This is a genomic window from Tolypothrix tenuis PCC 7101 (assembly GCF_963874875.1).
Taxonomy (GTDB): domain Bacteria; phylum Cyanobacteriota; class Cyanobacteriia; order Cyanobacteriales; family Nostocaceae; genus Aulosira; species Aulosira tenue.
This window is the reverse complement of the sequence record NZ_CAWNJS010000001.1, coordinates 6,096,503-6,122,978: the sequence shown is the minus strand read 5'-3', so window position 1 is coordinate 6,122,978 and position 26,476 is coordinate 6,096,503. Positions and strand designations below refer to the sequence as shown.

The following is a 26,476-nucleotide window of genomic DNA, read 5'->3' as shown; positions in this document are numbered from 1 at the left end:
GTGTTCCAAGGCGAGGAATCTTTAATTGCACCGATTTACTTAAAGCCAACTTTGTTTTTTAGCATACATAATACTGCCAAGCACAATACATACCATCACACAAATCACCATAGGATAAGCCAAAGGGTGTTCTAATTCAGGCATATGTTTGAAGTTCATGCCATAAAATCCAGTAATGAAAGTGAGAGGTAAAAATACTGTAGAAAGGATAGTCAAGCGATTAATTCGTTCACTCGTTTTGCTAGCAGTATTATCTCGTTGAATTTCGAGTAATTCTGACATCCATATTCTTAAAGCTTGGTATTCTTGCCATAGTTTATCGACTTGATGGGCTAATTCTTGATGAAACAGTTCTTTAACTGGCGGACTTAACCATTGAAAATCTTCATAATCTATCATAGCTAGTAAAGACTTGATGCTTTGAAAATTACGCCTGCCGCAGCGAGTAGATTGCCTCATTGTGGCAATTTTTTGGTAGGTAGATTCATCACCAGAATTATCCAGAACTGCATCTTCTAAATCATCCAGTTGTCTAGAAATATAGTCAAATACAGTATAGTAATTATTTAATATATCTCTATAAATAAGATATATGAGATAATCTACATTCTGATTTTGGAGATTGATAATTCCCTTTTGTATATTATTGGTTAGAATAGTTAAAATTCTGATTTCAGTAGTTTCAAATGTGAGGATAAAATTACTGCCTACCACAATACTGCCACGCACTATCTCAAACTCGCGATTTTTTATTTGATTAGTCATAATTTCATAGTTATCAAATAAACAATCCTCTATGTCTTCATCAATCCCTAGAGGAAAGTGATTAAAAACCATATCAACGCGAGATGGCAGAAGTCCGAAGTGGTTGATAATTTTAGCAATAGCAGTGCGATCGCGGAAGCGAATACAACGCAACCAGATATTTTCAAAGCTACTAATCCTTTCCAGTATCGAGTTGACATCGTTACTGGTGAATAGTTCCAGATGATTCTGGGAAAAGCGGAGCAGAATTAGCATATCGCAATCCTAATTGAGCCGTGAACAACACGGTTACTGGCAATCATACCTTGAGAGACGAACTGTCCGATCGTTGCCAGTAATACAAACTGCTGCAAGCAAAAGCTGTTTGAACTTTGTATGCAAGTATACATCGCTCAATAGGAATAGCGATCGCATCTTCTTTGCTGGATAGATAAAGCAAGCGAACAGAGGAGGAAATTTGCAGAAAGCTCTTCTTTAGAACCTCCGCTTTGCTTCCCCCTCTGCTCAATATTGGTGTAAGTTAAAAATGCTGAATCCTTAGTCAAAAATATTATTTAACGTCTAGTCCTTATTCTCTAAGCCTTTTCCATCCGGTTACTCAGTTCATAGTGGTTACTTATTCTCAACCCTAGTCCATTGGATCTGAGGAGATTCAACTGCAGCATTACTAGATACTGGAAGGATCACGTCGTTTTTCTTAGGTACTTGAACTCTGGTTCCAGGTGTCAGCACCTTACCATTGACAATGCTGTTTCCTCCGAGGGTTGTTCCTCTTGTGGTGTAACCTGTTGCTAGAGCAGGCAAAATGGTATTCCCTTGTTTGTTGACAACTTCTTTGACAACCATCAACTCAGCAGGAGAAACCTCGCGAGCTTTACCAACCAAAGGCTGGGATAAGTCGCTATCTACTACACCAATCAGGCGGTTTTGGTAAGTGAAGGCAAAACCAAGCTGTTGCACTGAAGCCAGAGCCATTCCTTTTTCCTGTGCAATCCTTTTTACTTCTTCCTCAAGGTTGAAGTTCTTGTCTTGTTCCTCAGCTTGGAGCAAGTTGCGAATCTCTTCAAATGCTTTTTGTGGTTCGCGATCGGCTGCAAGTTTTTCGGCTTTGTCAAAAGTTTGAGGAGATATAGAATTTCTTACCAAGAGGATCTTGTCAGGTGTACTCTCTACCTCAACAGCACTAACAACTAACTTTTCCTCAACCTGGGATTTCTCCCCTACCCAACGTTCAGATTGGAGGCGATATGCTTCAGGATTTGCATTAGGAGGAGTTAGCCCAGCCTTCCTTACCTCTTGAGCAGTGGGATTAGCTCCGATGAGAGTTACAAGGTATTTAGTAACTTTTACGACGTTAGAAGAGGCGCTAGCTTGTTTAATACCACAAGGAGTTCCTACAAAGTCAAAGTTAACAACCCCTCTTACACCCCATTCTGAGTATTGGTTAGATCCAACGGTATAGTCTCCAACTAGGGCGGCTCCAGATGTACAAGATAGAGCTACAGACATACCGCCAGAAATTCTTGCGGCTTGACCTTGTGCTGTCTTTGCAAAAGAGTACAACCTTTGAGCTGCTTCTGCTTGAGCAAATACAGATACTTTTTCTCCCACAGGGCGCTGCACTCCTCCAATGATTCCTACGTTGCCAAAGGCAGTTTGAGAAACCTCATCTCCACCAGTATTTCCAACACCAACGACGTTGCTATAAACTCCGACATAGCTGTTGTGACGAAGAGAAGCACCTGGTGCATTCAATACAACTCCAGCAGTTACACCTCCTGCTCCAATTGCATCTGATGGAGCCGCAGGATTGTATGTAGCTTGTCCAAAGAGGAATGTATTTTTAGCCAAACGATGGCTAACAGTGCCTTCAATTCCAGCTGTGGGGAAGGTACCACCGCCTGCAAACACGGAACCAGAAATGTCTGTATGACCAACTTTTACCCTTCTCGCACCAGCAAGTGGCATAGAAGAGATAGGAACAAGGTTTCCAACTACTTTGCTTTTCTTTTTAGGTTCTGGTTGAGAATCACCATTGGGTTGGACATTAGGTTGGGTGCTGGGACTAGATTGAGGGTTTGGTTGGGGTTGAGAATTGGCATTACCTGGTGGATTGTTTTGAGGATTGGAATTTGGTTGCGGATTATTGGGATTGGGTTGTGGATTTCCTTCAGGGTTCGGTTGTGGATTGGGGTTTGGTTGCGGATTAGGATTGGGTTGCGGGTTTGCTTCAGGGTTCGGTTGGGGATTATTGGGATTTGGTTGTGGATTAGGATTGGGTTGCGGATTTGATTCGGGGTTCGGTTGGGGATTGGGATTTGGCTGGGGGTTAGGATTGGGTTGCGGATTTGATTCGGGGTTCGGTTGTGGGTTGGGGTTTGGCTGGGGGTTAGGGTTAGGTTGTGGGTTTGGTTTGGGATGTGATTCAGGATTAGGTTGCGGCTTGGGTTTTGGATGTGATTCGGGATTAGGTTGCGGCTTGGGTTGGGGATTAGGTTTGGGGTGTGCTTCAGGATTGGGTTGCGGTTTGGGTTGGGGATTAGGTTTGGGATGTGCTTCGGGATTAGGTTGCGGCTTATGTTGGGGATTTGGTTTTGGCAAACAAGGTTCTCCGGCGAATGCAGATTGCGTCACCAAGAGCAACAACAGATGAGATAGTGCAACAGAAACTCTATGAATCATTGATTTCCTCCTCACGTGTAATAGATTTCAAACTCTCCATTCCCAAGGATCAGAGAGTACATAGGTAGCGGAAACAATCGCACAACTGATGCTGATTGCCCATCATGAAAGAAATATAGATAGTAAAAAATCTCAAGACAGCAAACTATAGGCAAGCTATCTCTCGCCAATGGCAATATATGCATAGATGATGCATCCCAGAATTATAAAGTTGGAAAAATCCTAGTTTGTCTCAGTCAACTAGTCCTAAATATGCCAAAACTTAATAGGGAACTTAATTGAAGATATACAAGCAATCTTTACCAATTCCGTAAAGTTTGTGCTAGATATTTCTCAAAAAACCTCTTTATGAGTTGATGTGCAAGATAAATTATTTTGATAGGGTATCTTTTCTATTCCATCTCAAGGTTGATACCTGTATTCAAAATAAGCATCTCTGCCAAAGAACCAAGCAATATTTTAATTAGCTCTAAGAATGCGTTGACATTTATAGCAAATTCAGCACATTCTTTTAAGAGAATGCAAGTTTTAAGATATTGACTGATGATCAAAAGAAAAAATTGATTGCAGGCAGATGATTACTCAGCCTTAGCAATTTCAAAGATTGAATCCTGTAAACATCAAAGCTGCAATTTTGCAGTTACAATTCCACCAATTGTCATATTTGCCTCACAATATTTAGATGCATTTAACCCAATTCGTCTTTAGAGACTCGAAATCATCAGATAACTTTTTGTACCTGATGATTTAGTTCTTTACCCTAACTCAAAAAAACCTATAGAAGCTGGAAATCCAAAATAATTAGCATTTTTAATTAATTACAGACAAAATCGTCTATAAGTCTCGCACAGTAGGAGCTTTAGCAGAGAAATGTTATTTTTGATATCTTGCTAGAAAATAAACGCTTAAATGCTTTTTGTATAAGCATTTAAGAGGTTGAATATTGATTTTTCAGCCTTGCAGAAATTTAAGCCAGTTAAATACTGTAAGTCTTGCGTATTTTGTTGGATGCACTCAGATAGAAGATTCATCTCTTTTAGTAGAAATGCTGTATAAATATCCTTTTACCATATATCAACTAGTTTTTGGATAAATTAAACACATATTCATCTGGCATACACGGGGTTGACACAACAATGCATATATGCATTAAAATACTGAATTGGAAATATGAAGTTACCTTTATGAGACTTTATCCATTCTTAAAAGATATTTTCACCGCTAAAATTCACTGCTTTGGAGCCGTGGTGATGGTTTATGTAATTAAGTAAAAATAATTACATGATTAATTTCTGGTAGATTCCTAACTAATTTGTCAATATCTTTTACTCAACCTCATCTAAGCCCGACTTTTTGAAAAATTCGGGGATCTAAATCTCGCTAAAGTAACAGATGAGCCGGGCACGGCATCTACAATTTTTTGGTAGATTCAATTATCTTACTGGTGCCGTGCCCCTACATAGAATTAATCTGTCACAGACATTATTTGAATAAGTAACCTATTAAAAATTAATTTGAGTTCATGCATTGCAAATCTTGCCCAAAGATATTAAGCCCAAGATAATTGGTTAAATCTCATCTGAGATTACTCGCGTAAGAATTTAGTTTAAATTACCTCTTTCCAATAGCCGGAGTAGCATTTGCCAATAACATGAAAATCCAAGGATTGATACAGCCTAATTGCCTCAATATTATCTTCATCTACCCACAACCTGACTCTTGGGTATATGTGCAATAATTCCTCAATTAAAAATGCTAATAACTTTCGGGCAAATCCATGTCTGCGGAATTTTGCGAAAGTAAAAGGGGCAATAACGAGAGCATCACGTTTGGTTGTAATATAGCGAACTACAGAGACAATTTGGTTTTCATATTCCAAAACTGCGATCGCTCTTTTTTCGATCAAATTATCCCAGTCGTGATTTAAACTACCACTACCACGTTCTTTGAGATATGCTTCTGCATAGGCTTGTAGGGCTAGTTTATCCTGGGGAATTGCCCAGCGTCCTTCAGCGCCAGGTGGGGTTTGATTACAAACCATCACAAGTTGATCGTATTCACGTGCGGATGAATATTGCTGCAATAATAGGGGACGAATCCAGTTTTTTACCGTTCCAGAAGTACATACTTTTTGAGGACAACCTTGTGCAGTTGCAATGGCTAATAGAGATTTAGCTATACTATAATTACAACTTTCAATCAACAGATTTGTATTACCAGGTTTTGCCATGACAATCCCTTGGATATTCTCGATATCAAAGGAGTTAGCCGTAGAAGAGTTATAAGCAATTGCAACCAGTCCTCCTCTTTGGTGAGGGATAATCTGATGTTCAATCAGATAATTGAGGGCAATTTCTAAATTGGGATTGTCGATCGGTAAGTTTACCAACCAATCACTAACAGTTTGAATCTGCTTGAGGGTAGGGGTTTTGATAATTGTAATTGCAGTTGTGGCAGAAATATAATCCTTCATGGCGATCGCTCTAGAATTTAAGGATCAATACACCTGCTTTTACTGAATTTCCTGTATCGAACTATATCACCACGGATAAAATTGCTAATTTGATGCAGATATACAGAAGTGTGGTTGAGCAATGATAGCGATCGCTTACCCTTCCGTAGAGTACAGTATATTTAACGTAAATCCTATTACAAGGGTAGGGGCACAAAATACTGTGCCCCTACAATTATCTAGACCTGACTATTTTGAATTGGTATTACACCTCTACCTTGTGAAATCCGACATCACCATCGAAAAAGTCCGGGGTGCTGTGATAGAGTGCGGCATCGATACGACAACCTTGATAGGCTAGAACATATAATTCTTTCAGGTCGTTCATCAGCGGATAGCGTGGGTTTGCGCCTGTGCATTGGTCGTCAAATGCTTGTTCTGCCATTTCTTCCAGCTTGGCATAGAATTCTTGATCTTCATCGCCTAAAGCTTGTTTAATCGTGGCAGGAATATCAATTTGACGTTTAAGATTCTCGATTTCCCTAACCAATAATTCCACTTTTTCATCGGCTGTATTGCCACCTAAACGCAAGTGGTCGGCTATTTGAGCATATCTGTCCTTGGCATTAGGATATTTGTATTGCGGGAATATTGCTTGTTTAAAGGGAATATCCGTAGCGTTGTAGCGGATGACGTGGGAAATCATCAAGGCGTTAGCGAGTCCGTGGGGAACATGGAAGGTAGAACCGAGTTTGTGTGCCATTGAGTGACAAATACCCAAGAAGGCATTCGCAAAGGCCATACCTGCAATTGTGGCGGCGTAATGTACTTTTTCCCGTGCTTTCGGGTCGTTCGCACCATTTTTGTAAGCGCTTGGTAAATATTTGAACAATAGCCTGATGGCTTGTAGTGCCAAACCATCTGTAAATTCAGTTGCCATTACTGATACGTAGGCTTCTAAGGCATGAGTTAACGCATCAATACCACCGTATGCCGTCAGTTTTTTGGGCATATCTAACGTCAGTTCCGGGTCTGCGATCGCAATATTCGGAGTCAGGGCATAATCTGCTAAGGGGTATTTCACGCCGACTCTGTCATCTGTGACCACAGCAAAGGGTGTTACTTCTGAACCAGTACCCGAAGTTGTGGGAATCGCCACCATGATGGCTTTTTGTCCCAAAGGCGGTAATTCATAAACCCGCTTGCGGATATCCATAAACCGCATCGCCAAGCCTTCAAACTCCACATCGGGATGTTCATACATCAACCACATGACTTTAGCTGCGTCCATTGGCGAACCGCCACCAATGGCAATAATTACATCTGGTTGATAACTTCTGAGTAAGGCTAAACCTTTATTGACATTCGATAATGTAGGGTCAGGTTCAACATCGTGAAATACGTCATGTCTCACGCCAATTTCGTCTAACACCTGGGTAACTTTATCGACTATTCCTAAATCAAATAACGGTTTATCTGTAATGATAAAGGCGCGTTGTTTACCTACTAAATCTCGTAAAGCTATAGGTAAACAACCATATTTGAAATAGACTTTCGGTGGAATTCGGAACCACAACATATTTTGCCGACGTTGCGATACCGTCTTAATATTTACCAGGTGATGCGGTGTGACGTTATCGGAAACTGTATTACCTCCCCAAGTACCACAACCTAAAGTTAAAGATGGGTCTAGCTTAAAGTTATATAAATCGCCAATTGCACCTTGAGAAGATGGCGTATTAATCAGGACACGCCCGGTTTTCATCTTATTCTCAAAATAAGCAATGTCATCCAAATTTGCGGGGTTTGTATATAGTACTGATGTATGTCCTAGTCCACCAAACTCTATCAATTGTTCGGCTTTATCTACAGCTTCATGGAAATTCGAGGCACGATACATAGCCAAGATTGGTGACAATTTTTCGTAAGCGAAGGCTTCACTTGCTCCCACTGTATCAACTTCGCCAATCAAGACTTTATAAATCTTCGGTGTTTGAAAATAGTTATTCTCACTGTCATCATCACTTGGCAGAGTAATTCCAGCTAAATTCGCTAAAGTCTGTACTGATTGTCCTACAATTGCTGGGTTTAATCTGCCATCTTTTAAAATTACATTGCCCAGCTTTTGTTTTTCCTCTTCATTAAGGAAATATGCACCCCGGCTGATAAATTCCTGTTTGACTTTTTCGTAAACATCATCAACCACAACAACTGATTGTTCCGAAGCACAAATCATGCCGTTGTCGAAGGTTTTACTTAATAAAATTGAACTAACAGCAGTTTGAATGTGGGCGCTACTATCAATTACGGCTGGAGTATTACCTGCACCAACACCTAACGATGGGTTACCAGAAGAATAAGCAGCACGCACCATTCCTGGCCCGCCAGTGGCTAGAATTAATTTAATTTCTGGATGCTGCATTAAAGCTTTGGATAACTCCACCGTTGGCTCATCAATCCAACCAATAATATCTTCTGGCGCACCTGCCGCAATTGCAGCTTTGAGGATAATTTTCGCTGCTTCAACAGTGCATTTTTTCGATTTAGGATGAGGCGAAAAGATAATGGCATTACGAGTTTTTAAAGCAATTAACGCTTTAAAAATTGTTGTCGCAGTTGGGTTAGTTACAGGGACAATTCCAGCAACAATCCCTACAGGCTCAGAAATTTTTTGAATCCCAAATGTATGGTCTTCTTCTACAATTCCGCAGGTTTTTTCATGTTTATATTTGTTGTAGATAAATTCTGATGCAAAGTGATTTTTAATCACCTTATCTTCTACAATTCCCATACCTGTTTCTGCAACTGCCATTTTCGCGAGACGAATCCGTTCTGCGTTAGCAGCTAAGGCTGCTTTTTTAAAGATTAAATCTACTTGTTCTTGAGAGTAATTTGCATATTTAGCTTGTGCGGCTTTCACACGTTGCACAAGTACTTCTAATTCTTCAATATTAGTGATTTGCATATTTCTTCCTTTGGCAGAATTTTCTACAGAGATTGCACTCGTTCGGTTGCAACTAATCAAACTTCTTTCCAGACAACTACTTAAATCGCAAAAATTTCTCTACTGCGAAATATATCTAATGCTGCTTGTATTTGTTCTGGAGATGGTGGGGAAGTATTCGTTAAAAGGTATTCGTATCCTAATTCTTGCCATTTATATTCTCCCATTTTATGAAATGGCAAGACTTCTAACCTTTCAACATTATTGAAGGGAGCAATAAAATCTGCTAGTCTGGTCATATTTTCTCTATTATCAGTTAAACCTGGGACTAGAACAAATCGCATCCAAGTAGGCTTATTAATTTCATTCAGATATTGAGCAAATGCTAAGGTTGGTTCAATGTTACCACCTGTAACTCTAGTGTAAGTTGCTGGGTCAAATGATTTCATATCCAGCAAAACTAAATCTACAAATTCTAATACAGATTTAGCTGATGCTAAATTACAAAATCCTGAAGTATTTAACGCTGTGTGAATACCTAATTCTTGGCAACGTTTAAATATTTCTCTGACAAATCCAGCTTGCATCAATGGTTCTCCACCACTGATAGTCACACCTCCATGAGAATATCTCATATAAGATGTATATTTCTGAATTTCTATTACTAGTTCGTCAACGCTGACTTGCTTACCATTTTCTAGATAGCGGGAATCAACATTGCTGCAATAAAGGCAGCGCAGAGGACAACCAGATGTGAAAATTAAGAATCGAATACCAGGCCCGTCAACTGCTGCACAACTTTCTATGGAATGGATATAGCCGGAAGTAATTATTTCTGGCAATCTTTGATTATTTTCTATTGTGTGATTTTCATTTGAACAATTGGGGAATTTGAGATTGTGCATAAGTTCTACCTTATTTAAAATCAGCCATCGACCTGGCTTTTCACTCTTACTTTGAGTTATAGGTAACAAATGTGAGGAAGTTGTGGGGATATTTTTGTGTCCACAATTAATTTCAGAAAATAAATTTGCTTTTGTATGATCCCCATTCGATATGCATCAAAATAGGGAAACTTAAGGTTAAGTATAAGTTAAGGAATCATGATATTTGAATTTATTGAAAAAGGAGACAAGGGCATAAAAATGCTTACCCCACAAGAGTTTGATAGCATTTCATCTGCACATGAGATATGTTTTATGGGTAGCAATTTTAAATTTAATGTTGTATTGGATTGCAAAAACAATATCCCCGACTTTTAATAAAATTCGGGGATATTATTATCTGTTTTTTGTAAGTGTTTAGACGCAACAATACGCTTTTTATGGGAGTAAAATCGCATCTAAATAGCTAGTTTTTCAGACTGCTGAACCTTAAAATCGTTCGTGGAATGTCCGCTGAATCACATCAAGTTGCTGTTCGCGGGACAATTTAATAAAGTTCACTGCATAACCAGAAACTCGAATAGTTAATTGCGGATATAACTCTGGATGTTCCATAGCATCCATCAACATTTCTCGTTGCAAGACGTTAACGTTGATTTGATGTCCGCCATCATGGAAGTACCCATCAAGCATTCCTACAAGGTTGCTAATTTGATCGACTTCTAACTTACCTAAAGCAGATGGTACAACCGAGAAGGTATTGGAAATACCATCTTGCGCGTATTCGTAGGGAAGTTTAGCAACTGATTCTAGAGAAGCTACTGCGCCTTTACTATCCCGTCCGTGCATTGGGTTTGCACCAGGTGCAAAGGGTTCGCCGGCTTTTCTTCCATCGGGTGTGTTCCCTGTTTTCTTCCCATAGACAACGTTGGAGGTAATCGTCAGTACCGATTGTGTGGCTGTGGCTTGGCGATAAGTTGGATGTTTACGCAGTTCAGTCATGAATGCGGTAACCAAATCCACGGCGATTTCATCAACCTGATTATCGTTGTTGCCATATTTCGGGAAATCGCCAGTAATTTCATAATCGACGGCTAATCCGGTTTCATTACGCAAGACTTTGACTTTGGCGTATTTGATGGCGGATAACGCATCAGTCACCACCGATAAACCTGCTATCCCGCAAGCCATTGTGCGTAAAATATCTCTGTCGTGCAAGGCCATTTCGATGCGTTCGTAGCAATATTTATCGTGCATATAATGGATGACGTTAAGGGTATTGATATAAGCTTTTGCCAACCACGCCATCATGATTTCTAACTGATCCCACACCTCTTGATAGTCTAGATATTCCGATGTGATTGGTGCGATCGCTCTTGCAACTTGTTCCCCTGATTTTTCATCTCTACCGCCGTTGATGGCGTACAGCAAGCACTTAGCCAGATTGACTCGCGCACCAAAAAACTGCATCTGTTTCCCAACTCTCATCGCTGAGACACAACAGGCGATCGCATAATCATCTCCCCAGTACAGGCGCATTAAATCGTCGTTTTCGTACTGAATAGAGCTAGTATCAATTGAAACTTTTGCACAGTAACGTTTAAAGTTATCTGGTAAGCTTTCTGACCACAACACGGTTAAATTTGGTTCTGGCGCTGCACCCAAATTATACAAAGTATGCAGGATACGGAAACTATTTTTCGTGACCAAAGGCTTACCATCTTCGCTGACACCACCCACACATTCCGTTACCCATGTGGGATCGCCGGAGAAGAGTTGATTGTAATCTGGTGTTCGCAAAAATCTCACCATTCGTAGTTTCATTACGAAATGATCCATGAGTTCTTGCACTTCGGATTCGGTGATTGTCCCTTGTTGTAAGTCTCGCTCAAAGTAGATATCTAAGAACGTAGAAACTCGTCCCAACGACATCGCCGCACCGTTTTGTTCTTTGACAGCTGCGAGGTAGCCAAAATATAGCCACTGCACAGCTGCTTTCGCCGTGGCTGCGGGTTGACTAATATCAAACCCGTAGCTTGCAGCCATTGTCTTCAGTTCAAACAAAGCTTTGATTTGTTCAGAAATTTCCTCGCGCTGGCGAATAGTCTCTTCGTTGATGACATCCAACTCTAAAGATTGCAGTTGTGCTTTTTTGTCTTCAATTAGAGCATCAACTCCATACAAAGCTATTCTTCGATAATCTCCGACAATTCTGCCCCGTCCGTAAGAATCAGGCAAGCCGGTAATGATCCCATAGTGACGACATAAGCGCATTTCGCGGGTATAAGCATCAAATACGCCATCGTTATGAGTTTTACGGTATTTGGTAAATATCTCTGCAGTTTTGGGATTCAGTTCGTAACCGTAAGCTTTAAGCGCATCTTTAACCACACGAATCCCACCTAGCGGCATAATTGCGCGTTTTAGCGGTTTATCAGTTTGCAATCCTACTACTTGTTCCAGTTCGCGGTTAATATAACCCGGTTGATGGGAGGTAATTGTCGAGACAACCTCTGTATCTGTATCGAGAATCCCCTTTTCGCGTTCAACTGACATTAAGTCCTTGACTTGATCCCAGAGTTTTTGAGTAGTTGGAGTTGTACCTGCTAAAAAAGATTCATCACCATTGTAAAGAGTGTAATTATTTTGGATGAAGTCGCGGACGTTGATTTCTTCGATCCATTTGCCACTATTAAAGCCTTTCCATTGTGCCAACATCTTTGAGATGTCCCCCAGTTGATGAAGCTGATAATTGACTGCGGTATCTTTTTCGGGATAACGTAGCACATTTGACTTTTATATTAACAACACCTTCAGGAAAAAAAGAGGGTAAACACGTAAGAATGATGCAGTCTGTTCATATTGTTGTTGACTATAAGAAAAAAGTAGGGTGTGTTACGCCGTAGGCTAACGCACCATCCGATATTTTCGGTGCGTTACGCGAACTACATACCCTACTCAATGAAAATAAGTGTGAGTGAAATTTTCTGGCTTGTTTAGGGATAATTCGCTAATCTTCTTCTTTGAAAAATTTAGGATTATTTTATTTTTGAAATTCCCCAAAGTTACAGGTGGTAAATGGGTACATTAACTTCATGACATTCTGTGTAATGAAGGAAAATGGATAATCCTAACCTACAAACTCATCAATTGCCAAGCCAAGAAATTTATCAAAGAATTTTTAATAATATCCAAAAGGTGATCAAAGGGCAATCAACTGCAATTAGAAAATTGCTATCAGCCTTTGCTAGTGGTGGACACGTACTGTTAGAAGATTATCCGGGAACAGGTAAAACAACCTTAGCAAAAGCTCTCGCATACTCTGTAGATGTAACTTTCAAGCGGATTCAATTTACACCGGATTTGTTGCCTTCGGATATTTTAGGCTTATCCATGCTCGATCCCAACGAACGCACCTTTCATTTCCACGAAGGGCCGATTTTTGCTCATATTGTCTTGGCTGATGAAATTAACCGCGCTTCACCGCGTACGCAATCTGCATTACTAGAAGCTATGGCTGAGTTTCAAGTCAGTATTGATGGGAACTTACGAAAACTGAAAGACCCCTTTTTTGTGATTGCTACTCAAAACCCAGTTGAATCTCGTGGTACTTACCCCCTCCCAGAAGCGCAAATGGATCGCTTTGCACTGCAGTTTAGTTTGGGGTATATATCCCCAGAAGATGAGGTGAATTTACTTTCCGACCAAATTCAACAACACCCTATCGATACCATTCAACCTTGTGTTGATTTGCAAGACATCATGACTTTAAAGCAGCAAGTCAAACAAGTTCGTATTTCTCAAGAATTAAAAACTTACCTTGTAGATATTGTCAATGCTACTCGCTCGGCTCCAGGGGTGCAATTAGGTGCTAGTCCAAGAGCTTCTATTGCTTTGATGAAAATTGCTCAAGCATTAGCCTTATTTGATGGCTATGAATTTGTCACACCAGAACATATCCAAGAACTAGCAGTATCTGTAATTGCTCACCGTTTGGTTATGGAACCACAAGCGCGCTTTTCTGGGAGAACCGCCACTAGTGTTGTGGAAGATATTCTCAAATCTGTTAAAGTTCCAGCTTGATAGCAACAGTGAAAGATGAAACTTTTTATCTATCGTCTTTTCTATTTTAGTTATGGCATCCACCGCAAGTTAATTAGACGAGTTACTGTTAGCGGGATGTTGATTTTATTGCTAGCGATCGCAGCCGCTTTTACTGGCTCTAGTAATGAAAGTATGAACTATCAAGTAGTGACTTTCTTATTATCTATTATCACTATCGCTATAGTTTATAGTTTATTTTTTCGCTATCGCTTTACTGCTCATCGCCATCTACCTAGATTTGCAACTGCAGGGGTGAAACTCAATTACAAAATTGTCATTCATAACAAAAGCGATAAAATTCAAAAGGGACTAAAACTATTTGAAAATTGGGCAGATTCTCGTCCTAATTTTAATGATTTTATAGCCACATCAACAACAGTCAAAATTCGTCAACGGTCTTTAAATCAAGCTTTTGGATATGATAGATGGCTGTGGTTAATTGCTCGTCAGCAATGCGGTGTAGCTCTACCAATAAAGTTACTAGCCTTAGCACCTCATAGCAAAACAGAAATTATTGGTGAAATCATCCCTACTCACAGAGGGATAATGCAGCTAACTGGGATGACAGTAGCTAGACCCGATCCTTTTGGTTTATTTAATGCTTGTAAAACTATTTCTTTACCCCAATCTTTATTAATTTTACCTAAGTTATATCAGCTGCCACCAATTCAACTTCCTGGCGTAAAAAAACATCAATCTGGTGGTGTAGCTTTAGCTTCTTCTGTAGGTGATTCAGAAGAATTTAGGTCATTGCGTGATTATCGTCCGGGAGATCCACTGCGAAAAATTCACTGGAAAAGCTGGGCCAAAGTTGGTAAGCCAATTGTTAAAGAAGAACAGGATGAGTTTTTTGTCAGACACGCGTTGATTTTAGATACATTTCAAAGCGTGAACTATAGCGAAATTTTAGAATCAGCAATCTCAATAGCTGCTTCATTAGCCTGTGAAGTGCAAACCCAAGAATCATTATTAGATTTAATGTTTGTCGGTCATGAAGCTTATTGTTTTACCTTTGGTAGAGGACTCAGCCATACTGACAAAATGCTGGAAATTTTAGCATCTGTTGTTGCCTGTCGAGATAAATCTTTTGATGCAATTATTCCCGCAGTACTGGAGAAAGTATCTTTATTGAGTGGCTGTATCTGTATCTTTCTTTGTTGGGATGAAGATAGAAAAAGATTAGTTAATTATCTCAAAACTATGGGTATCCATACTTTAGTTTTAGTTGTTACCAATCAAGCAGGCGAATTAGATAACTCTGATTTAGCCTCAATGAACGACCAACTAGCTACTTTTCATGTTTTAACTTTGGGCAATATACAAGAGGAACTAATGCATCTATGAAAGCGCCAGTGCTGCTGTTGAGTGCGGCTTTAATTTTTTGGGGATCGCAGACAGGAATGTGGATTTTTGCTATACCTATGTCTGCAATTTTAGCAGGATATCACGTAATAAATTCCCGGTGGGATTTTTCCAATGATGATTTCCAACGCATTGCTAAGTTGTGTGTGATGATTTTCTTGGTTGTATTTGGTTCTTTAATTACTACTAACCGCTCCATTTACTTAGCCTACACTCTGTTGCAGTGGTTGCCATTAGTATTTTTTCCTCTGCTAGCTGCTCAAACATATTCGGTAAATGAAAGTTTTGATATTCGGACACTTTTTGTATCCCTGAAGAAATTAACACAAGTAGAATCAAAACGCTTCATTATTAATTTAAACTATCCCTATTTTGGTATTTGTATTTTATCGGCGGGAGCCGCAAATAGTCAGGAGATTTCCTTTTATATTGGGATGTTTATCCTAATTGGTATTGCTTTATGGTTTGTGCGATCGCACCGATTTTCAGTAAGTATCTGGCTGAGTTTAATTCTACTAGCTGGAAGTGTAGGTTTTATCGGACAAATGGGAGTTTATCAACTACAACAGAATTTAGAAAGTGCTGTAGTTTCATGGTTAAGTAATGCTAATAGTATAGGACAATTAATAGATTCAAAAACCAAACAAACGAGTATTGGTGAAATTGGAGTTTTAAAGCAATCTGATAAAATTATCTTCCGCGTCAAATCTGATAATTCCCAAGTTTCTCCTGGATTATTAAAAGAAGCAACTTATAATAAATATAAATCTGCGGTTTGGATAGCCGCTAATCCTAATTTTACCCCAGTACAATCTGATGTTAGTGGTAACAATTGGCGTTTAGATAATAAACCAGTCACAGGCTCAACTCTCACCATTTCTGCTAATTTGAATAGAGGTAAAGGCTTACTGCGGTTGCCTAATGGCACATTTGAAATTGACAATTTACCAGTCAGCCGCATGGAAAAAAATAAATATGGCACAGTCAAAGTAGAGGGTAAAAATGATGCGATCGCTTACCGAGCCATGTTTAATGATCGCCTTTCCTTAGATAGCGCACCTACAGCCGATGATTTACAAATAGCGACAACTGAACAAGAAACAATCAATCAAGTTATTAGTAAACTAAATATTACTGGAAAATCGCCGCGTCAAATTTTACAGCTTGTAGATAGCTTCTTTATCAAGAATTTTCGTTATTCTTTAAAACTGACAGGTAAAAATAATCAACCAACACCTTTATCAGCATTTTTATTAGAAACTCATGCTGGACATTGTGAATATTTTGCTACTGCTACTACATTAATTTTACGTGCTGCTGGGATACCCGCTCGTTATGCAGTAGGCTATTCAGTGCGCGAATTTAGCCAATTAGAGAAACAATATATAGTACGTAGTCGCCATGCTCATGCTTGGACATTAGCTTATATAAATGGTAAATGGCAAACCTTTGATACCACACCTGCTGATTGGGCAAATATAGAAAATGCCAATGCTTCAAAATTAGCATTCATCTCTGATTTATGGTCATTCTTTAGATTTAAACTTTCAGGGTGGTTACGTTCTAACTTAGTTAAAAGTCTATTGAATTATGGCTGGTGGCTAATTATGCCATTAATGTTGTTGCGGTTGTGGAAGTTTAATTCTAAAAGTAGCGCACGCCGTTTATCTAAAAAACAGATAGCCACTGAGAAATTAGCTAAAGCTGATTTAAAAAGAAAGGATGATGACTTTTATTTAATTTCACAGAAGTTAGAAGATTTAGGATTACACCGTCATCCTTCCGAGTCTTTAAAAACCTGGCTACAGAGGCTCAAAGAGGAATTACCTACAGCAGATTTAATTGATGATTTGCCATTGATTGTGGAATTATATTACCGCGATCGCTTTGATCCGCAAGGTATTCAAGAGACTGAAAAAGCTAAATTAAAATCTGCTGTTGCTGCATGGCTAGTTAAACATAACCAGGTGAAAAACACATAATAATCTAATGCGCGCCTAAGAGGTTGTTTGAAAAGTTTTTCCCTGTGATTTTAATTGCACTGTTACCCCCCTTAATCCCCCCTTGTCAAGGGGGGAGACCGGAAAATCCAGTTCCCTCACGCCACTTGCTACAACGGGGAGGCAGCCGCGTGGGCGGGTTTCCCGACTTGAGCGGACTGCCGTGGGAACCCCCGCAACGCAGTGGCTCCCCTTTCTAAGGGCAGGGCTAGGGTGGGGTAAAAAATATTTGATACACTACTACAGACTTTTCAAACATCCTCTAAATGGCATAACTACTCATGAAGGCTGTTAACTGTTAACTGTCAACGGTCAAGCGTCAACAGACCTCATGAGGGATTGTGCAACTTAAAAGCAGAATAGCTTACCATTTTGAAAAAAGAATGCCACAGATTTTAGGGGCACCAGTCAGATAATTTGATATACCAAAAGATTGTGTATGCCCATTGGTGTCAACTTAACGTGAAACCCGCTCTTGTGCAAGGTTTCGCCCTCACCCCCAGCCCCTCTCCCACAGGGAGAAGGGAGCAAGAGATTTAGTTCCCCTTCTCCTGCGGGAGAAGGGGTTAGGGGATGAGGGCGCGAGGTATTTGTACAACGCCCGCCCTATATAGCTTTTAGCTTAAGTTGACACAGGTGGTGTATGCCCACTGGTGTCAACTTAATGTGAAACCCGCTCTTGTGCAAGGTTTCGCCCTCACCCCCAGCCCCTCTCCCACAGGGAGAAGGGAGCAAGAGATTTAGTTCCCCTTCTCCTGCGGGAGAAGGGGTTAGGGGATGAGGGCGCGAGGTATTTGTACAACGCCCGCCCTATATAGCTTTTAGCTTAAGTTGACACAGGTGGTGTATGCCGTGCCCCTGCAAAGACTTTATTTGTCGCAAACATTATTTAAATTGGTATTAGGTGAAATTTCAACCAGGCTAGGGAATATGCAGAGAAATTAAATATCAGTTTCAATCCTTAATAGGGATTTTACTATTTTGAAAAAGAACGCGACAGATGGGTTGGTAGGGGCACGGCACCAGTAACATAATTTGATATACCAAAAGATTGTGGATGCCGTGCCCCTACAAAGACTTTATCTGTCGCCAACATTATTTAAATTGGTATTAGGTGAAATTTCAACCAGGCTAGGGAATATGCAGAGAAATTAAATATCAGTTTCAATCCTTAATAGGGATTTTACTATTTTGAAAAAGAACGCGACAGATGGGTTGGTAGGGGCACGGCACCAGTAACATAATTTGATATACCAAAAGATTGTGGATGCCGTGCCCCTACAAAGACTTTATCTGTCGCCAACATTATTTAAATTGGTATTAGGTGAAATTTCAACCAGGCTAGGGAATATGCAGAGAAATTAAATATCAGTTTCAATCCTTAATAGGGATTTTACTATTTTGAAAAAGAACGCGACAGATGGGTTGGTAGGGGCACGGCACCAGTAACATAATTTGATATACCAAAAGATTGTGGATGCCGTGCCCCTACAAAGACTTTATCTGTCGCCAACATTATTTAAATTGGTATTAGGTGAAATTTCAACCAGGCTAGGGAATATGCAGAGAAATTAAATATCAGTTTCAATCCCTAATAGGGATTAAGTGAAGTTTAAACCTAGCTGTAAATTTCTGCCCACTTATAGCCCTCGCGTTTCAATCCCTAATAGGGATTAAGTGAAGTTTAAACTTGGCCTCGGTGCCCTTAAGGATGCGCGTAGTCCATATTCTTTCAGGTTTCAATCCCTAATAGGGATTAAGTGAAGTTTAAACCCAATCATCCAGCACTCGTCTTCTTCAAAAATCCGTTTCAATCCCTAATAGGGATTAAGTGAAGTTTAAACGCCTTCGTAACACTGCGTTTGATAGGTATTGCCAGGCTGTTTCAATCCCTAATAGGGATTAAGTGAAGTTTAAACTAAAACCCAGTATGAAAGCGCAAGAATCACCCTGTTTCAATCCCTAATAGGGATTAAGTGAAGTTTAAACCTCTGGTTTGGCGCAGAGGGCTAACGCCCAAAAGTTTCAATCCCTAATAGGGATTAAGTGAAGTTTAAACTTCAAAATGCAAATACTCTTCTGGGAGTTCGCCATCGTTTCAATCCCTAATAGGGATTAAGTGAAGTTTAAACAAAAATAACTGGAAAATAAATACTAGTTCCACTTGTTTCAATCCCTAATAGGGATTAAGTGAAGTTTAAACGTTGCCGCCCCCTCTGTAGCGATCGCCCCTGAAAGCGTTTCAATCCCTAATAGGGATTAAGTGAAGTTTAAACCACCGGCGTTGATGTATTTTTCGCGGGCGACATCGAATCGTTTCAATCCCTAATAGGGATTAAGTGAAGTTTAAACTAAAAAATATTCATACCCTAAGGGTATGAGCATATAAAAGTTTCAATCCCTAATAGGGATTAAGTGAAGTTTAAACCTAAATGCGAAATCGCACCTATCTAAAAGAGTGGTGTTTCAATCCCTAATAGGGATTAAGTGAAGTTTAAACTTGTAAGGCTTTACCGCCAATATTGAGCGCTTGTTGTTTCAATCCCTAATAGGGATTAAGTGAAGTTTAAACCCGATACCAATATCTCCACGCGGGCCACGCGGTTTCAATCCCTAATAGGGATTAAGTGAAGTTTAAACTCCCCTCCCCACCTGTAAAGCTCATCATAGTTACGCAAATGTTTCAATCCCTAATAGGGATTAAGTGAAGTTTAAACCAGCTCTTACCAAATTACGTGCATGGGAAGATTTGTTTCAATCCCTAATAGGGATTAAGTGAAGTTTAAACTGCGGAAGCCCCAAAGCCAATGTATATATAGTTTTCAAGGTTCGGTTGCGCGGACAGTGCAATCATAACATAAGCAAGAATGAAACAGCAAACCCAAAATAGCTGAAAGTCAATCCCTGTAAGGCGCGCGGGTGATTAAGAAGCAATAAAGCGGTGGAAGCCTTATATACAAATAGTTTTAACGGTTTTTGGTGAGATTACTTTTCTAACACCTACCCATCCGCGCATTCTGGCAAGAAAAGAGTATGGTTGCGGGCGGCTGATATTCAATCTTAGCAGCACAGCCAATGCATTAGGGAAGGCTAAAACGTGAAGAAGCAGGGGAGCAGGGAGCTCTTAGCAGGGGAGAAAAACCACCCACAAGGGGGAGCCAGTCTCGTGGGCGGCTGTGCCGACTTGAGAGAACTGGCGTTGGGGCTTCAACCAAGTGAGAAAAAGGAGCAAGGGGGCTTTTGCCCACAAGGGGCAAGGTTTGTACCTTTCCCCCNGCCCCGTTCCCCCTGCCCCCTGCCTCTTATCAATTATTGAGAGCTAGTTAATCGAAAAATTGGCTCGTTGGTTGTGAAGGAGATCTAGTTGTGCGTGAAGGAGATCTGGTTGTGCGTGAAGGAGATCTCATTGATAGAGAACCCGATCAGGTTGGTTGTGAAGGAACCGATGTTCTCTATGGATGAGCGCTCATTGATAGACAACCCGATCTGGTTGGTTATGAAGGAACCGATGTTCTCTATGGATGAGCGCTCGTTGATAGACAACCCGATCTGGTTGGTTGTGAAGGAACCAATGTTCTCTATGGATGAGCGATCGCAAGCTATGTAGACGCAGTATATCCGTAGAAAGCGCACCCAATAATGCTAATTATTAACTTTGTCTGGTATGTATAGGCGCGGGTATACGCAATTATACTCAGTAATTCGGTTAAGGGCAAAAGGGGAAGGGGAAAAGGGGTAAGAAAAAACCTTTAACCGTTCGGCTGACGCTCACGGCGTTCGCGAACAGCGTCCCGCAGGGAAGCCCTTACCCTTTCACCTTTTCCCCAAACCAAATTAAGAGTTGAAAATTCTTAACCGAGCAGTATTGTCCCAGTATGTATTGTGGGGTGGACAGCGTTCGACTGAGCGCTCACGCCGAAGTCTTGTCCGCCCAGTTTATGTGGCGGGCATCTTGCCCGCCCCACAAGATGGAATAATTTATTTCTTGGAAATCCCTAATTACACAAATTGTTTTTTCTCCTACCTGAATTAGTGCAAGTTACTGTGAGACAATCGGTTGCGTTGCTACGTTACTTAAACCAATGCTGGTAATTAAATTTTGCCATTCGGCTTGCAGCTTGCTATCGTTAGGATTCTTTTGACGCAATTGTGCCAAAATTGTCACTGTTTCGTACCAAATGCCATTTTGGGCATAAATTTCTAGCTGCTGTTGGGGTTGAGCTTTTTCTAATTTTTGAGCGATCGCCTGATTCAAATTCACTCGCTGAATTACGCCTTCAACATAAATCGGTGGCGATTGTTTTTCTGGATCGCAATAGACACTGAGAAACCAGCGATATTGTTTGTTCAATTCCAATGGTGCAACATTTTTTGGTAAAGAAACGCCGATAACTCCCGGTTGCTTGGGTGGAGCGATCGCAGTTTGGTAAATTTGCTTGTCGCCTTCACCTTGTAAAGTAAACTCCACTTGATTACTCCAATTTTTTGGTAATGGTAGATAAAACCAAAAAGTTGGGTGTGCGGCTGTCGTTAATCCCCAAACATCCTCAGTTGAGTCTGCTTTTTTGATAAAGGGTACTAAAGCTGTCAGTTCCGGTTTAAACAGTGGACAAGTACCACGTTTGGCTCCTCCCAAAACCCGACCCCCTGGCGGTGGTTCTGGTGGTGGCGTAGGTACATTAAAGTTAACGGTTGTAATAGTAGTGTTACTTGACTTTGTATTGATTAGCTGTCTAGAGGTTCCTGGGCCTGCAACAATTGAAGTCTGTCCCAGCAGTATAATAGTGCAACTAACAGCTAGTGCTAAAGACAATTTCATTGGTGATGAAATGAATTTCATAGGATTTACTGGGAATAAAAGATGAAATTTGGGAATGGGTAATGGGTAATTGGTAATGGGTAATAGGTAATTGGTAATTGGTAATGGGTAATGGGGAAATAACGATAATAAATGCCCTATGCCCTATGCCCTATGCCCTATGCCCTATGCCCTATGCCCTATGCCCCATAATCTAAATATTTTCCCGGATTAATTTGGAATTTTGAATTTTAAATTTGGAATTTTGGACGAGTATCACGCCAACTGTGCCTACTAATGAGGCAGATGAGGGGATGAAAGGTACCCAAAAACCCCAAATTAATAGACCAAAGCAGAATAAATACAGTACGCCTGAGGTCACGCCAACTGCTACTACTAATGAGGATTGGGAAGAGATTCGCCAGGTTAGCAGTCCGCCCATAAAAGACCAAATCCAAATCCAGAGGATTTCTTGCCAGGGTGACCAAACTTGCAATAAGGGACGATTATCTAAAACTGCACTGAGAATTTGGCTCACCATGTGCGCTTGTACTATGACTCCTGCCAATTGGTGGTCTAAGTTATTACCGTAGGGAGTAGCCCAGTAGTCTGGGAAATCTCCTTTGGCGGAGACACCAATCAAAACAATGCGGTCTTTAATGGCTTTGGGGTTGACTTGTCCAGAGATTAATTGTGTGAAGGTTACCTGTTCCGCTATTTTTTTGGTGGAACGGTAGTTGAGTAAAAGTTGACCACCATTAGCATCAATACTTTGATAGCCACTCGCACGGGACGCAAGCCGGGGTAATACTGTTTTGCCTAGTTGTAACTGTTTTTGTGGGGTAAAGGTTGGTTGAATTCCTAGCGGTAAGAGATAGCGGAATGCGAGTTGGGTACTGAGTGCATAGTGCGTAGTACATAATGATGCTGCTTCTGGTGTCATGAATAACAGCTGGCGGCGTACTACCCCATCTGTATCATGTAAAAAATCGCTGAATCCTAGGCGTTCTACTGGAATTTCTGGGGGTGGGGCAATGCCTTTAGTTTTTTCTGTGGTATCACTTCCTTTACAAACTCCTATTAAGTTATTGGTTTGTTGCAGCCTGGAGATTAAATCTTTGGGTTCGGCAGCAAAATCACGGTAAATATCTAAACCAATGGCCCGGGGTTGATACTTTTGCAGTGTCAGCAAAAGTTGGTTGAGTGATTTATCTGAGAGCGAAGTTCCTTTTAACTCTTCGCGATTTTGGCGTTGAAATGCTAGGTCGTTATCGTCAATGGTGACTAATAGCAACCGCGAATCTGGCCCTTCATCAGGACGCGATCGCATCATTTGATCGAAGGCTTGAAATTCTAAACCTTGTAATGTTCCCAAAAATCTCAATCCGCAAACAATCGCAGTCATTACCACGCTGGAGAAGAATGCTACTTGAAATCCGGGTTTAGTTACTAAAGGTAAACTGGGGTTGACTTTTTTGTAGGTGCGTGTCAAACAATCCCAAGTCATGGGCGGTTGTGAGGGATTTTGAAAAATCACTGGTAACCAAGTTGCACAAGGAAATCTATCTTCTAGCCCTTGTAGGCGTTCTCTTGCTTGCCTAACTGCTTGATATAATAAATCTCCACCTGCAAAGCTACCGATTAAATACTTTAAAAACTCTTGTGCTACGCGATCGGGGACAGGTTCTCGCATGACGATCATTTGCGGTATTTGCAAATCTGCGAGTTCTTGCGCTAATCCCAATCCATCACAGGAGTTGAAAATTGCTAATTGTAAGCCGCGTTCAATGGCTGTTTTCAACGCATACTTTAATTCACCGATTGTCAGGCTATCAGTTTTATTTAAATATATTCGCCCAGTCCCATCTTTACCTTGACTAGAACTATGTCCGGCGAAAAATAGAATATCCCAGTTTTTTTCCCAAAGATGATCGGTTAATTCTTTGCGTTCTGGTTCTACTAATAAACAAACATCTGCATTGCGACATTGTTGTAGTAGTTCTAAATCAGCATGAGTATCAATTCCTTCGCTATTACCCACGATCGCCAAAATATTCACCACTTTATTGGGGGTGCGTGACTTTGGGATGCGTTCATAAGTTGGAGATGATAAAGCAATTTCGGCTTTGGGGTAGCGTTCTAGTAAGTCCCAAAGATGCCAAGGTAATCGCTGTAAGTGGCTATTTTCTGCTTGTAAAATTACCCGCACTTGGTCTGTAGGCAAGAGGCTTTCTAGCCATTTTTCCCGGATGGGGCGAAATTCTTCCGATCGCAGCCAAGTATTAAAGCGTGCCCGTAATATATGAGATGTATTCAGGCAGTCTTGTGTCATTGACACATTCGTTATCTGTACTTGATCTGCATCTAGGCGATAAACATTACCTAAGCGACGATAAATAGTTTGCCAGTGACTATAATATAGGGGAATTTCCGGACATGGCGGCAGCTTACCCATGATTTCTGTGGTGGGGCGATCGCATTCTTCACCAATTTGGAGAGTAACAGCAAATCCTTGCTCGAAACTACCGTATGCAAACTTCAGAACCACTAACTTACTCATGACAGTCGCTGCGCTCCCATTGAAAATTCAAAATTCACAATCGTCAGCCTGGAATTTTGAATCGCCCTGTGTGTTTCAAATATTACATCCCTATTACCAGTTATTGACAATCGGGAAAGTAGCTGCACCTTTAGATCACAAACTGTTCTGTAATACTGATATCATTAAATGCTACTCTGACGCTAAATATTTCTTTGGTCACACCGCGAAACTGTAACTGAATGTAATTGTCGGCGCTTCTGGCTTGCGCTTCTAAAAATACTGCGCCTGAATCATCTAAAACTGTAAGTTGCACTCCTGGTGGTAAAAAATTTAACTTTCCTGTAGGATGTAACTGCAAGCGAATATGGGTTTTTTCATTAGCTTGGGGGCAAAGTTCCACAATCAACATTAGGGGTTTATCGGCAATTTGAATGCCAAAATCCATCAATTTTGCCCGCCTAGTAATTGTTTCTGTCCGATGCGAAGTTTCTTGTTCAAAAGTTTCCGGGCCGCGAAACCCATAAGCTAATTCAGGTTCTTGAGAATTCCACAAAGCTTCGACAGTTTGCCAACTGGATTCAAATATACCAGCAAACCACTGACTTAAATTTACTGGCTTGCTGGCTGAAGATAGTTTTAATTTTGCTAAATGCTCAATGAAGGCTTCAGGAGATTTTAATTTACTCAAAGACAGTTCTTCAGTATCCACACTGTCCACAAAACCCAGCAATTTTGCTTCTAGTAAGGATTCATCAATTTGCACAACTATGTAACCTATGCGTTCTTCCCATGTTTCTGGGGGAACAGCACAAGTATTTTCTAAAACACCTACAGGGCGACATTCCAAACTACCGAATCCGGGTATAGCTAAGTCAGCAATATCTGCAAATAAGCGCATTACAGGATTCCAACTATCACTAGCGCTGAGATTTGTTTCAATATCCATCATTTGCAAATAGTCATTTACCACCAACACAGCTAAGGTATTTAGCCTCACTTGTGCTGCTTTTTCGGGAGTTGGTTGTTGGTTGGCAAACTTTTGAGCAGTTGTGCGTGCTGCTTGAGCGATCGGCAAGGGTACAGAGAAATTATCTAGGTTATAGGTGGTGTAAGTCATAGAGTTAAGTCCCCAGTGATCAATGCTGCTATACACATATCAACTGCATTCACTAAATTTATGCCAAAAAATTTGAATTATTAAATTTTTGTGATCAAGATGAAAATTTCATAATTTCGCTCAATTATGAATGAATTATGAGGAGTGAATTATTGATTATTAACTATCAATTATGAATCTATTATCGATTACAACACTCCTTAAAAGCGACTATTTCTATTTAGTCATGAGCATGATATAGGAATCATATTTGATTTCTGCAAAGCTAGGAATAGCTTACAGAAATTTTGGATTTTAGATTTTGGATTTTAGATTGAAAACCTTAAAAACAATGCTTTTACAGGATTTTCAAATAATACTACATATCCCAAATTGGCATTAATGACTTCTTGCTGCATTTGAAAGTGCTGAGTCAAAATCCCATTCTCACTTTCATGTATGGCGATAATTTTTTTCTTGGCTGTCTTCTTCCTAAAGAAGTATTTTTCCCTAAATTGATATAAAACAGGAAAAAAGAAAGATGAGGGAGTAGAGGAAGCAGAAGCGGTAGGGGAAGAAATCATTGGTGTCAACTTAACGTGAAACCCGTTTGGTTGCAAGGTTTCGCCCTCACCCCCAGCCCCTCTCCCAGAGGGAGAAGGGAGCAAGAGATTTAGTTCCCCTTCTCCTGCGGGAGAAGGGGTTAGGGGATGAGGGAGCGAGGTATTTGTACAACGCCCGCCCTATACGCTTTTAGCTTAAGTTGACACCAATGGGAAGAAATCCTCAATCCCAATCCCCATTACCCATTACCCAATCCCCAATCCCCAATCCCCAATCCCCAATC

13 protein-coding genes and 1 CRISPR repeat array are annotated in these 26,476 nt (G+C 40.5%); of the genes, 3 read left to right on the top strand and 10 right to left on the bottom strand.

What is annotated here, in order from left to right; all coding sequences use genetic code 11:
* Positions 1–39: 39 nt before the first annotated feature.
* The 6 genes from AACU25_RS24155 to pflB all read right to left on the bottom strand — a co-directional run bounded on the left by AACU25_RS24155 (position 40) and on the right by pflB (position 12,514).
* Positions 40–1,020: a magnesium transporter CorA family protein gene (locus tag AACU25_RS24155; RefSeq protein ID WP_096580020.1), complete on the bottom strand. Its 981-nt coding sequence runs from the start codon at positions 1,018–1,020 to the stop codon at positions 40–42.
* 357 nt (positions 1,021–1,377) lie between these two features.
* Positions 1,378–3,447 carry a hypothetical protein gene (locus tag AACU25_RS24150; RefSeq protein ID WP_096580018.1) on the bottom strand — a complete coding sequence of 690 codons (2,070 nt, stop codon included), beginning with the start codon at positions 3,445–3,447 and terminating at the stop codon, positions 1,378–1,380.
* Between the two features lie 1,606 nt (positions 3,448–5,053).
* Complete coding sequence (locus AACU25_RS24145; RefSeq protein ID WP_096580016.1) at positions 5,054–5,920, bottom strand: GNAT family N-acetyltransferase; 867 nt, start codon at positions 5,918–5,920, stop codon at positions 5,054–5,056.
* 244 nt (positions 5,921–6,164) lie between these two features.
* Complete coding sequence (gene adhE / locus AACU25_RS24140; RefSeq protein ID WP_096580014.1) at positions 6,165–8,864, bottom strand: bifunctional acetaldehyde-CoA/alcohol dehydrogenase; 2,700 nt, start codon at positions 8,862–8,864, stop codon at positions 6,165–6,167.
* An 80-nt stretch (positions 8,865–8,944) separates the two neighbouring features.
* Positions 8,945–9,748: a pyruvate formate-lyase-activating protein gene (pflA, locus tag AACU25_RS24135; RefSeq protein WP_096580012.1), complete on the bottom strand. Its 804-nt coding sequence runs from the start codon at positions 9,746–9,748 to the stop codon at positions 8,945–8,947.
* 468 nt (positions 9,749–10,216) lie between these two features.
* Positions 10,217–12,514 (bottom strand): formate C-acetyltransferase, encoded by a 2,298-nt coding sequence (pflB, locus tag AACU25_RS24130; RefSeq protein ID WP_321206783.1) that lies wholly within the window; start codon positions 12,512–12,514, stop codon positions 10,217–10,219.
* Positions 12,515–12,847: 333 nt separating this feature from the next.
* Between pflB and AACU25_RS24125 the strand changes: the two genes are divergently transcribed.
* Genes AACU25_RS24125 through AACU25_RS24115 form a run of 3 tightly spaced genes read left to right on the top strand, consistent with a single transcriptional unit; the run spans position 12,848 to position 17,175 of the window.
* Complete coding sequence (locus tag AACU25_RS24125; protein ID WP_096580008.1) at positions 12,848–13,810, top strand: AAA family ATPase; 963 nt, start codon at positions 12,848–12,850, stop codon at positions 13,808–13,810.
* A 15-nt stretch (positions 13,811–13,825) separates the two neighbouring features.
* On the top strand, positions 13,826–15,175 hold the full coding sequence (locus AACU25_RS24120) for a DUF58 domain-containing protein (RefSeq protein ID WP_096580006.1): 1,350 nt from the start codon (positions 13,826–13,828) through the stop codon (positions 15,173–15,175).
* Positions 15,172–17,175 (top strand): transglutaminase domain-containing protein, encoded by a 2,004-nt coding sequence (locus tag AACU25_RS24115; RefSeq protein ID WP_096580004.1) that lies wholly within the window; start codon positions 15,172–15,174, stop codon positions 17,173–17,175. Before AACU25_RS24120 ends, AACU25_RS24115 begins: the two co-directional genes overlap by 4 nt.
* Before the next feature lie 1,599 nt (positions 17,176–18,774).
* Positions 18,775–19,981: a CRISPR direct-repeat array (repeat unit 37 nt; unit sequence GTTTCAATCCCTAATAGGGATTAAGTGAAGTTTAAAC).
* Between the two features lie 1,251 nt (positions 19,982–21,232).
* On the opposite strand, the gene AACU25_RS24110 is transcribed toward AACU25_RS24115, so the two are convergent.
* The 4 genes from AACU25_RS24110 to AACU25_RS24095 all read right to left on the bottom strand — a co-directional run bounded on the left by AACU25_RS24110 (position 21,233) and on the right by AACU25_RS24095 (position 26,213).
* A complete protein-coding gene (locus AACU25_RS24110; protein ID WP_321206800.1) occupies positions 21,233–22,033 on the bottom strand; it encodes a DUF928 domain-containing protein in 801 nt (266 codons plus the stop codon).
* A gap of 172 nt (positions 22,034–22,205) precedes the next feature.
* Positions 22,206–24,551: a CHASE2 domain-containing protein gene (locus AACU25_RS24105; protein WP_096579994.1), complete on the bottom strand. Its 2,346-nt coding sequence runs from the start codon at positions 24,549–24,551 to the stop codon at positions 22,206–22,208.
* 130 nt (positions 24,552–24,681) lie between these two features.
* Positions 24,682–25,650, bottom strand: coding sequence for a DUF1822 family protein (locus tag AACU25_RS24100; RefSeq protein ID WP_096579992.1), 969 nt, complete (start codon positions 25,648–25,650; stop codon positions 24,682–24,684).
* A 308-nt stretch (positions 25,651–25,958) separates the two neighbouring features.
* A complete protein-coding gene (locus AACU25_RS24095) occupies positions 25,959–26,213 on the bottom strand; it encodes a hypothetical protein (protein WP_190445885.1) in 255 nt (84 codons plus the stop codon).
* Positions 26,214–26,476: the final 263 nt, after the last annotated feature.

Bases quoted from the DNA above. Each gene is read 5' to 3' on its own strand.
- AACU25_RS24155 (WP_096580020.1), bottom strand. From the start codon at position 1,020: ATGCTAATTCTGCTCCGCTTTTCCCAGAATCATCTGGAACTATTCACC.
- AACU25_RS24150 (WP_096580018.1), bottom strand. From the start codon at position 3,447: ATGATTCATAGAGTTTCTGTTGCACTATCTCATCTGTTGTTGCTCTTG.
- AACU25_RS24145 (WP_096580016.1), bottom strand. From the start codon at position 5,920: ATGAAGGATTATATTTCTGCCACAACTGCAATTACAATTATCAAAACC.
- adhE (WP_096580014.1), bottom strand. From the start codon at position 8,864: ATGCAAATCACTAATATTGAAGAATTAGAAGTACTTGTGCAACGTGTG.
- pflA (WP_096580012.1), bottom strand. From the start codon at position 9,748: ATGCACAATCTCAAATTCCCCAATTGTTCAAATGAAAATCACACAATA.
- AACU25_RS24125 (WP_096580008.1), top strand. From the start codon at position 12,848: ATGGATAATCCTAACCTACAAACTCATCAATTGCCAAGCCAAGAAATT.
- AACU25_RS24120 (WP_096580006.1), top strand. From the start codon at position 13,826: ATGAAACTTTTTATCTATCGTCTTTTCTATTTTAGTTATGGCATCCAC.
- AACU25_RS24115 (WP_096580004.1), top strand. From the start codon at position 15,172: ATGAAAGCGCCAGTGCTGCTGTTGAGTGCGGCTTTAATTTTTTGGGGA.
- AACU25_RS24110 (WP_321206800.1), bottom strand. From the start codon at position 22,033: ATGAAATTCATTTCATCACCAATGAAATTGTCTTTAGCACTAGCTGTT.
- AACU25_RS24105 (WP_096579994.1), bottom strand. From the start codon at position 24,551: ATGAGTAAGTTAGTGGTTCTGAAGTTTGCATACGGTAGTTTCGAGCAA.
- AACU25_RS24100 (WP_096579992.1), bottom strand. From the start codon at position 25,650: ATGACTTACACCACCTATAACCTAGATAATTTCTCTGTACCCTTGCCG.
- AACU25_RS24095 (WP_190445885.1), bottom strand. From the start codon at position 26,213: ATGATTTCTTCCCCTACCGCTTCTGCTTCCTCTACTCCCTCATCTTTC.